This window comes from Sphingorhabdus sp. (assembly GCF_044374345.1).
GTDB lineage: Bacteria > Pseudomonadota > Alphaproteobacteria > Sphingomonadales > Sphingomonadaceae > Sphingorhabdus_B.
In genome coordinates, this window is record NZ_JBILOS010000077.1 from 1 (window position 1) to 9,703 (window position 9,703).

The 9,703-nt window shown below is 56.0% G+C and carries 11 protein-coding genes; 8 read left to right on the top strand and 3 right to left on the bottom strand.

What is annotated here, in order from left to right:
* On the bottom strand, positions 1 to 82 hold an 82-nt coding region (gene rpoZ, locus ACIQ5B_RS08410), incomplete at its 3' end, for a DNA-directed RNA polymerase subunit omega (RefSeq protein WP_397598622.1).
* Between the two features lie 119 nt (positions 83 to 201).
* On the opposite strand from rpoZ, the gene ACIQ5B_RS08415 reads away from it, so the two are divergent.
* The 7 genes from ACIQ5B_RS08415 to coaD all read left to right on the top strand — a co-directional run bounded on the left by ACIQ5B_RS08415 (position 202) and on the right by coaD (position 6,036).
* Complete coding sequence (locus ACIQ5B_RS08415) at positions 202 to 1,383, top strand: phosphatidylserine/phosphatidylglycerophosphate/cardiolipin synthase family protein (RefSeq protein WP_397598615.1); 1,182 nt, start codon at positions 202 to 204, stop codon at positions 1,381 to 1,383.
* Positions 1,384 to 1,528: 145 nt separating this feature from the next.
* Positions 1,529 to 1,852: an antibiotic biosynthesis monooxygenase family protein gene (locus tag ACIQ5B_RS08420; RefSeq protein WP_397598616.1), complete on the top strand. Its 324-nt coding sequence runs from the start codon at positions 1,529 to 1,531 to the stop codon at positions 1,850 to 1,852.
* A complete protein-coding gene (locus ACIQ5B_RS08425) occupies positions 1,849 to 3,153 on the top strand; it encodes an MFS transporter (protein ID WP_397598617.1) in 1,305 nt (434 codons plus the stop codon). The genes ACIQ5B_RS08420 and ACIQ5B_RS08425 overlap by 4 nt, the downstream gene beginning before the upstream one ends.
* 294 nt (positions 3,154 to 3,447) lie before the next feature.
* Positions 3,448 to 4,323 carry a LysR substrate-binding domain-containing protein gene (locus tag ACIQ5B_RS08430; protein WP_397598618.1) on the top strand — a complete coding sequence of 292 codons (876 nt, stop codon included), beginning with the start codon at positions 3,448 to 3,450 and terminating at the stop codon, positions 4,321 to 4,323.
* Positions 4,324 to 4,376: 53 nt separating this feature from the next.
* Positions 4,377 to 4,616: an exodeoxyribonuclease VII small subunit gene (locus ACIQ5B_RS08435; RefSeq protein ID WP_333569375.1), complete on the top strand. Its 240-nt coding sequence runs from the start codon at positions 4,377 to 4,379 to the stop codon at positions 4,614 to 4,616.
* Between the two features lie 5 nt (positions 4,617 to 4,621).
* Entirely contained in the window at positions 4,622 to 5,527 is a 906-nt protein-coding gene (locus tag ACIQ5B_RS08440; protein ID WP_395629374.1) for a polyprenyl synthetase family protein, read from the top strand.
* Entirely contained in the window at positions 5,524 to 6,036 is a 513-nt protein-coding gene (coaD, locus tag ACIQ5B_RS08445) for a pantetheine-phosphate adenylyltransferase (protein ID WP_324479349.1), read from the top strand. The genes ACIQ5B_RS08440 and coaD overlap by 4 nt, the downstream gene beginning before the upstream one ends.
* 15 nt (positions 6,037 to 6,051) lie before the next feature.
* On the opposite strand, the gene ACIQ5B_RS08450 is transcribed toward coaD, so the two are convergent.
* Both ACIQ5B_RS08450 and ACIQ5B_RS08455 read right to left on the bottom strand, forming a co-directional pair.
* A complete protein-coding gene (locus ACIQ5B_RS08450) occupies positions 6,052 to 6,546 on the bottom strand; it encodes a DUF2721 domain-containing protein (RefSeq protein WP_397598619.1) in 495 nt (164 codons plus the stop codon).
* Complete coding sequence (locus tag ACIQ5B_RS08455) at positions 6,536 to 8,095, bottom strand: class I adenylate-forming enzyme family protein (protein WP_397598620.1); 1,560 nt, start codon at positions 8,093 to 8,095, stop codon at positions 6,536 to 6,538. Before ACIQ5B_RS08455 ends, ACIQ5B_RS08450 begins: the two co-directional genes overlap by 11 nt.
* 193 nt (positions 8,096 to 8,288) lie before the next feature.
* Between ACIQ5B_RS08455 and ACIQ5B_RS08460 the strand changes: the two genes are divergently transcribed.
* A partial coding sequence (locus tag ACIQ5B_RS08460; RefSeq protein WP_397598621.1) for an ATP-binding protein occupies positions 8,289 to 9,703 on the top strand: 1,415 nt, incomplete at its 3' end.

Here is a 9,703-nt window from a genome sequence, read left to right on the forward strand (position 1 = left end):
GCGCGCGTTCTGCGGCGAGTAATACGAGGTCAAACCGGTTGGTGACCTTGTCGATGCAATCTTCAACAGTAACGCGTGCCATCTTGGCTCCTGATTCTTCGGAATTTCGGGAAGTTGCTCGCGCCTATAGACAAGCAGCGAAAATGTCAATGAAAAGGGCAGGCAGCTTGCCGTAATCCCCGCAAAGCGGTAAACTGGGTTATGGCAACGCAATCAGGCACCCCGGGGCTCCCCGGAAAGCAGTTTCAGGTTGCTGGCCATCAGCTCCATCTGGTGCATGCCCCGAACGACAGGCTTGACGCGGTGTTACGCCTGATCGCGGTGGCGGAACACTCCATCCAGATGTTCTTCTATATGTTTGCCGACGATTCGGTTGGACGCGATGTGCGGACGGCGTTGGTCGAGGCGGCACATCGCGGGGTGCAGGTACAGCTGATCATCGATAGCTTTGGCTCGGCCCAAATAAGCGACCGTTTCTTTGATCCACTGACGAACGCAGGGGGAAGCTATCATTGTTTCAGCACCCGCAAGGGCTTGGGCTATATCATCCGCAACCATCAAAAAATCCTCATAGCCGATGACACCCACGCACTGGTGGGCGGATTCAACATTACAGATCAATATTTCGGGCGAGCAGGTGATGATGACTGGGAAGATTTGGGCATCATTATAACCGGTCCGGAAGTGCCGCGGCTGGCGCGCTACTTCGACGACATGGCAAGCGCATCGGCCGACGGAAAGGTGCGTTATCGTAAAATCCGGTCGATTATCCGGCAATGGCGACCGGGCATAGGCGAAGTCCAATGGCTGTTGGGCGGACCGACAAACCGGATCTCTCCATGGGCGCTGACGTTCAAACGGTCTTTGCAGGTCGGAAAACGGTTTGACATTGCATCGGCCTATTTTTCCCCGTCGCAAACGATATTGCGCCGATTGGCGAAGGTATCGAAGCGGAACAAGGGATCGCGCCTCGTCTTGGCGGGCAAAACCGACAATGGGGCCACCATTCCCGCGGCACGCTTGCTCTACCGGTACCTGCTGCGGCGTCGGACGAAGATTTACGAATTCCAGCCGCGCCGTCTCCACATGAAGCTGATGGTCATTGATGACGCGGTGTATATTGGCTCGGCCAATCTCGACGTCCGCAGCATGTTCATCAATCTTGAGATCATGGTCCGGATAAAGGATGATGCACTTGCGGTATATATGCGCACATTGATCGATGGGCTGGTCGCCCAATCCGAAGAACAAACGCCTGTGTTGTTAAAAGGGCGCGACAATGTTTGGAGCCGGTTCAAGGGTTGGTTTGCATATTTCCTCGTGAATTCGGTGGACTACAGCATCGGTCGGCGGATTAAGTTCAGCCTGCTGCGCGACCGGTAATCACTCTTTCCAGCGCCAGAAAAGGGTAACAATTGTTCCGGGCTTCTGACAGTCACGATTGGACTCCGTTTATGCAAACGCATTAATTCATAATCTGTTCCGCCACGCTTGCATTGTCTGACGCATCGGTCCTAATGCCGCAGCTATGGCAAAGCTTCCCCGAGGAACAATTTCAGTGATTTTCGTGGCACAGCGGACCGATGCTGACGCAACAGGCTATGCACGCGCAGCCGCGATGATGGAAACGCTGGCTGTGCAGCAAGAGGGGTATATCGCCATGGATTCAGTGCGGGGGTCAGACGGGCTTGGCATAACCGTCAGCTATTGGACTGATGAAGCCAGCGCGAAAGCATGGCGCGATCACCCCGAACACATGGCTGTCCGCGATGCAGGACGCGATCTTTGGTACAGCGATTACAGTCTGCATGTCGCAGAAGTCACGCGCAGCTATGATTGGAAAAAGCCATGAGCGCAGTTCAGGCCATACCCAACAGCCGCGTCGTCGTCCTTTTCCTCGTCATGCTCGTCGCCGCCGCGGGCAATACGGCGATGCAGTCCGCACTGCCTGCCATCGCAAGCGAACTGGATATGCCCGACGTGTTGGTCAGCCTCGCATTTAGCTGGTCTGCACTTTTATGGGTCATCACCGCGCCAAAATGGGCGCGCTTGTCCGACCGTCGGGGCCGCAAGCAGTTGATGAGTGTTGGCATCATTGGCTTCATCTCATCAATGGGCCTGTGCGGATTGGTCTTGTGGCTTGGCCTTGCCGGCCTGATCGGCCCAGCCGTTACATTCATACTCTTTGCCATCTTCCGCAGCCTTTATGGCGGTTTTGGTTCCGCAGCCCCGCCCGCTGTGCAGGCTTATGTTGCCGCACGAACCGAACGCGCCGAGCGGACGAAGGCATTGTCGATGCTTGCATCGTCGTTCGGTGTGGGCACAGTCATAGGCCCGGCGACCGCGCATTATTTGTTGTTCCCGCCCTTTGGCCTTGCCGGACCGTTGATCATGTTTGCGATATTTGGCGTTGCCGTTCTGATCGCTTTGCATGTGCTGTTGCCGAACGACACACCGCGCTTTGCCGCGCGCGGTGCGGTTGCTGCCTATCCCAATTCTGCGTCCATGAACACGCTCGACAGCGAAGACGTCGATGGCGAAGCGCTGGATTCCCTACCCGATGAAGAAGTTCGCTTGCCATGGCGCGATGAAAGAATGGCGCCCTGGCTTATTGCGGGCCTCATTGGCGGGCACGCGCAGGCAATCATCCTTGGCGTGGTCGGATTCCTCGTCCGCGATCGGCTTGGGCTGCATGATCGCCCTTGGGAAGCGGTGCAGGCCAGTGGCTCAGTCATGCTGATAGGCGCAATGGCGACGTTATTGGCGCAATGGGGCCTCATCCCGATCTTGTCCCTCGCCGCACGCAGTTCCGTGCTTTGGGGTTCAATACTGGCGCTGATTGGCACCATATTAACGGGCGTTAGCCAGGATTTTTACGGCATCAGTACAGGCTTTGCGATTGCGTCTTTGGGCTTTGGGCTGTTCCGGCCGGGATTTACTGCAGGTGCTTCATTGGCGGTCCGGCGGCACGAGCAAGGCGATGTCGCCGGCAAAATCGCCTCGATCAATGGCGCAGCCTATATTTTCGCGCCAGCAATCGGCGTCGCCCTTTTGAGCTGGTGGGAGCCAGCAACCTTCATTCTCATCTCTGCCTCATTGGTTTTTCTGATCATTTGGGGCAGGCGGGCGTTGATTGTTCCCGACGAAACGTAAGGCGCATTCCGCATCATTGCTAAATCACCACATCATGTCGGCTCGACGAACAGAAGCAGATTTTGCGCAAAAAAAAGGGCCGACCAAAGTCGACCCTGAAAAAGTCTTTAGGAGAGGATGCCTATAAGGCTTTCCCCCTATCGCGATATTATATTTTTTGTGCAAGTGCGAACAGTGCAATATCAGTTGCATATCATGCAACTGATATTTATAAGATTAAACTGAATTCTGCGGCATTCGTACGATCGCAGAATCAAATCATTTTTGTTGCGGTGCGACAAAAAAGGAGATGATATGCGCAGATTGCCACCTTTACGGTCGTTAGAAGCCTTTTTGCGCGTCGCCAAACTGGGTTCGGCCAAAGCCGCGGCCAGTGAACTGGCGCTGTCACCTCCTGCCTTAAGCCGCCGCATAAAGGCGCTTGAAGATTTTATCGGCAAATCGCTTTTTGACCGCCGCGCCCAAGCCATGGTCATTAACGCCGATGGCGAAGCCTTGCTGGCGGCTGTAGAGCCGGCGATGGATGCGATGGCCGAAGCGGTTGAAGAGCTTGCCGGACGTGGCGGCGAATATCGCCTGCGCCTCGGCTTGCTTCCGCTTTTCGGTTCACAGCGCCTCATCCCGCGCCTCCCCGAACTGCGCAAAGCGTTCCCGAAATTGCATATCGACGTTGATACCTCTGGCCATGCGGAAAATCTGTTGGGCGATGTGATTGATGCCGCGATTATCATCGCTGCCGAGGTTGACCCAAAACTCTACAGCGTTCGTCTCGACCGTAACCTTGTCTATGCCATTGCTTCGGAGCAATGGGCCAAGGAGCACAATGTGCAAAAGCCAGAAGATCTGGCCAAACATACGATCATGGTCCACAGCGATATGCCCATGATATTCGACGCCTGGCGTCAAGCCATGGGCGTACCCCGTTTAAAACCCGCCGCCATTGATAGTTTGGATAGCGGCGCGCTCATGCTTGAAGCTGCCGCCAATGGGCTGGGCGTCGCGATCATGCACGGAAGCCATTTTTCGGACGCGCGTGATCCACGCCTGACGCGGCTTTTCAATGCAGAGGTCGAAAGCCCCTATAGCTATTGGTTCGTGTGCCGCCCCCGCGCGCTGAAGCAGCGCGCCGTCAAGATTTTCCACGACTGGTTGTTAAAGGCCGGCGTATAAATTCGGTAGCGCGAACACTTGACCCATCGCCCACCCCGCGTCATTGCAGTGCGATGACTGACGACGTTGCTGAACTGAATTTCGAACAGGCGCTGCGCGCGCTTGAAGATATCGTCCACAAGCTGGAAAGCGGTGAAGCGCCGCTTGATGAATCCATTGCGCTATATGAACGCGGCAACACGCTGCGGGCGTTGTGCCAACAACGGCTTGATATGGCGAAGGCACGGATTGAAGCGATTACGCTTGGCCCTGACGGTGCGCCAACGGGCACCACATCGTTCGACGCGGGATGAATGTAATGTCGGAGCTATCGACATCTTCGCTGCTTCAAGATGCGCTGACCAGTATTGCAGCAGATGTTGACCAAGAATTCGACACGCTGCTGACATTACCCGGGGACGCACGCGACCGTTTATATGCAGCCATGCGGCACGCTACGATTGGCGGCGGCAAGCGTCTTCGTCCCTTGCTGGTAACGGCCACCGCAGCCTTGTTCAATGTCGACCGCAAAACAGCTTTGCGCGTCGGTACGGCGGTTGAGGCCATTCACGTTTATTCGCTGGTGCATGACGACCTGCCCTGCATGGATGATGATGATTTGCGCCGTGGCAAACCCACCGTGCATCGCGCATTTGACGAAGCGACGGCGGTTTTGGCCGGTGACTCGCTGCATGCGCTTGCCTTTGAAATCTTGGCCAATCCAGATACCCATAGCGACCCATTTGTGCGCGGTGAGCTGGTGTCGACGTTGGCGCTGGCCAGTGGCCCTGAAGGCATGGCAGGCGGCCAGATGATGGACATTGAGGCGGAGAACGCATCGTTCGATTTGCAAACGGTCATGCGCCTGCAGGCATTGAAAACCGGCGCGCTTATCGCCGCAAGCGTCGAAATGGGCGCCATTTTGGGCCACATTCCACCCGAAGGCCGCGCGCATTTGCGGGGCTATGCCCGCGACATTGGCCTTGCCTTTCAAATTGCCGATGACATTTTGGATGTCGAAGGTGACCCCGAACTGGCTGGCAAGGCGCTGCAGAAAGATGCCGAGGCCGGCAAGGGTACATTTGTGTCGCTGATGGGGCTTGATCGCGCCAAGCAACAGGCCGAAATGCTGGTCCAGCAAGCCAATGATTATCTATCAAGCTATGGCGCAGAGGCGGATTTGTTGCGCGCTATTGCAAATTATATCACGGAAAGAGATCGCTGATGACCCACCGGATTGGCGTATATCCCGGAACTTTTGACCCCATCACCTTGGGCCATATGGACATCATCCGGCGCGGCGCAAAGCTTGTCGACGAACTCATCATTGGCGTGACCACCAACGCGTCGAAATCGCCGATGTTCGCGGATGAAGAGCGTATCGCGATGGTCGAACGCGAAGTTGCGACAATCGGCGCAGGTCATATCCGCGTTGTCGGGTTTAATTCACTGCTGATGGACTTTGCCGAAGCGCATGGCGCAAGCACGGTCATTCGCGGCATTCGCGGCGTCACCGATTTCGAATATGAATATCAGCTCACGGGCATGAACCGCCAGTTGAATGATCGCGTCGAAACTTTATTCCTGATGGCAGATGTCTCGCTTCAGCCCATCGCATCCCGGTTGGTGAAAGAAATCGCGATATATGGTGGCGAAATTGGCAAATTTGTAACGCCTACGATCCGCGATGAAGTTGTCGCCCGCGTTCAATTATTGGGCAGCAAGGCAAGCTAACGACGCGCCTGCGCGTTACATCGTCTTGCGCAGCTTGCGTTCCTTAGGCGCCGGCAGCTCAAGATACTCCTCCGGCACATATATCGCATAAGTTGCCAAGCGGATCTCGCGCACGAATTGAAACAGGCAAGCCGATAACAGCGCCAGTGCCAGCATGAATACGGCCACAGCGACCCATGCTGCGGAAATATTGGTGAGCCCCATCACAAACAGCACCACGATCATGATGCACACCGAAATCGCGGACAAAACCGCGCACAAGATCGATGATCCCACCACATGCATGCGCTTTTCAATGATGCGCAGCTCGGTAACAACCCGTTCATGTGCTTGACCCTCGGTCTCGGCATATTGCCGCTGCAGGTCGCGTGACCGGTCCACAATGCGCGACAGTCGTCCCGTGAGGACATTGAGCAGGCTGCCCACCGCAACCAACAAGAATGCGGGTGTCAGTGCCGTCTGCAGAACAGAAATGACCGCCGCCAGATCCGGGCCAAATTTACCGTCCATTTTGCAATTCTGCCGCTAATGCCCGCAAATCGGTTTTCAGCAGCTTGCCGATATGGCTGCGCGGCATTTCGTCGATGGGATAGAGCACCGAAATGCGCTGGGTTTTGCCAAGCTGCCCATTCACCCGCTCCAAGATAGCATCGGGCGTGCTGCTGGCGTCGGGATGCAACCGCACAAACCCAACCGGCGTCTCGCCCCACGCATCAGACGGCATACCCACCACGGCAGCCTCAGCAACCTCCGCTTGCGCTTCCAGCAGCTCCTCCAGATCTTTCGGGTAAATGTTGAACCCGCCGGAGATGATCATATCCTTCGCGCGCCCGACGATCGAAACAAAGCCGTCTTCATCGACAATCCCGATGTCGCCGGTTTTCAGCCAGATATTGCCATCCTCGTCGCGCCATTCCATCTCGCGCGTCTTTTCCGGCTGGTTCTTATAGCCGGACATCATGGTGGGTGACCGGCCCGTTAAAACACCTTTTGATCCAGCAGGCAGGCGATTGTCGTCGTCATCAAGGACGATCAGTTCATGGCCCGTCACGGGCTGCCCCACGGTGTGCAGCTTGTCGGGGAAATTATGCGCCTGCAACATGCAGACGACGCCGCCCTCCGTCATCCCATAAATTTCGACGAGCCCGCCGGGCCAGCGTTTGACGACATCGGCCTTTAACTCCGCCGGGAATGGCGCGCTGGTGCAAAATTTGATGATAAAATGCGAAAGATCGTATTGTGCAAAACCATCATGCGCCATGAGGCGTTGATATTGGACGGGCACCAGCATGGTATGCGTTGTCCGGTCGGCCTGTGCATGGTCAAGATAGCCAGTGACGTCAAATTTATCCATGATCCGCGCAAATCCACCATGGCACATGGTCGGCAGGAACACGGCGAGCGTCGTGTTGGAATATAAGGGCGTGGAGACCAACGAACGGGTGTCACGACTGTAAATGGATTTGAAACCACCTGCCATCTGGTGCCAGCGCATGGCGTGCGAATGGATGATGCCCTTTGGCGTGCCTGTCGTTCCGCTCGAATAAATGATGTTGAACGGGTCAGTCGGCGCAGGTTCGACTGCTGCAAATGTCGCGCCCTCTTCGGCCATCCAAGCTTCAAGGCTTGGGTGCGATGTATCGCCATTATCCAATATGACAATGCGCACATCGCCCAAGTCTATACCGCCGAGTTCAGCCAGCTTTGCCGCATCGACAAAAAGATGCATCGCCCCTGAGTCCCGCAACATCGCGGACAATTGTGCCGGGGTAGCTGATGTCGTCAGCGGCGCAGCGCAGCCGCCTGCACGCACGGCCGCCAAATAGACCAGCGCATAATTGATGTTGCTCATGCCCAAAATGGCGACCGCCTGACCATGCTGAAGGCCATCGCGCTGAAGCTGCGCTGCAATGCGTGACGTTAGCTGCGCAACTTGGCTCCAGGAAACCGTGGTGAACTTGTCAGCGAGCGCGAGCGCGTCGGGTTTTTCTGCACCCCAAGCACCGATAAGTGCGCCAAAGTCGCCAAAGCTCTTTTCCAGTTCCGTCTCGATATTCATCACGTTTTGTGCCTATCCCTTAGATGCGCATTTGATGATTTAGCGCGATATCGAAAACTTTCATCGCTTAATTTTTCGCCGCAGGCCGCCACCCAAAAACGCAACAAGCGATAGGCGCAAAAGATTGTGGAAAAATAGCCCTTTATTGCCGCTTTCCCTTGGGCTTTTCGGCCTTGGGGCCTATAGTCCACCGATGACAGATCAAATCCCGGAAAACTCCGAAAATAACCCGTCTGCGGACAGCGCAGCCAACCCAAATCAGAACGAATATGGTGCCGACAGCATCAAGGTTCTCAAGGGCCTAGACGCGGTTCGCAAGCGGCCGGGAATGTATATCGGCGATACGGATGACGGCAGCGGCTTGCACCACATGGTGTTCGAAGTATCGGACAACGCGATCGACGAAGCGCTCGCCGGACATTGCGATCTGGTGCTGATCGAATTGAATGCCGACGGATCGGTATCGGTCGAAGATAACGGCCGCGGCATCCCGACGGGCATGCACAAGGAAGAAGGCGTTTCCGCAGCTGAGGTCATCATGACTCAACTGCACGCCGGCGGTAAGTTTGAGAACACGTCGGACGACAACGCGTACAAGGTATCGGGCGGTTTGCACGGCGTCGGTGTGTCCGTCGTCAATGCACTGTCTGAGTTCTTGGAGCTCACCATCTGGCGCGAAGGCAAAGAGCATTGGATGCGCTTTGAACATGGCGACGCCGTTGCGCCATTGATCGTTCGTGGCGATGCCCCTGTGGCCGATGGTAAACCCAAAAAGGGTACGCGCGTCACCTTCATGGCGTCGACCGAGACTTTCAAAAATGTGCTCGAATTTGATTTTGACAAGCTTGAACATCGGTATCGCGAACTGGCGTTTCTAAACTCTGGCGTCCGCATTCTGCTGCGCGACAACCGCCATTCCGAAGTCAAAGAACATGACCTCTATTATGAGGGCGGCATTGGCGCGTTCGTTAAATATCTGGACCGCAACAAAACGGCGTTGCTTGCCGATCCGATTGCGATTTCGTCACACCGTGACGGCATCGGCATCGATGTCGCGCTGGAATGGAACGACAGCTATTACGAAAACGTCTTATGCTTCACCAACAACATTCCGCAGCGCGATGGCGGCACCCACTTGGCGGCATTCCGCTCGGCACTGACACGCACGCTGAACAACTATGCCGAAAAATCGGGCGTGTTGAAAAAGGAAAAGGTCACGCTGACTGGCGATGACATGCGCGAAGGCCTGACCGCGATTGTGTCGGTGAAATTGCCTGATCCGAAATTCTCGTCGCAGACCAAGGACAAGTTGGTGTCATCCGAAGTGCGCCAGCCGCTGGAAAGCCTGATGGCCGACCGGATGAGCGAGTGGCTTGAAGAAAATCCCGCCCATGCGCGCACCGTGATCCAAAAGGTCATCGATGCCGCCGCCGCCCGCGAAGCCGCACGTAAGGCGCGCGAGGCCAGCCGCAAATCGGTGATGAGCGTTGCGTCTCTGCCCGGCAAGCTGGCTGATTGTCAGGAAAAAGATCCCGCCAAATCCGAACTGTTCCTGGTCGAAGGCGACTCCGCAGGTGGTTCGGCAAAGCAAGGTCGCGACCGGCATTA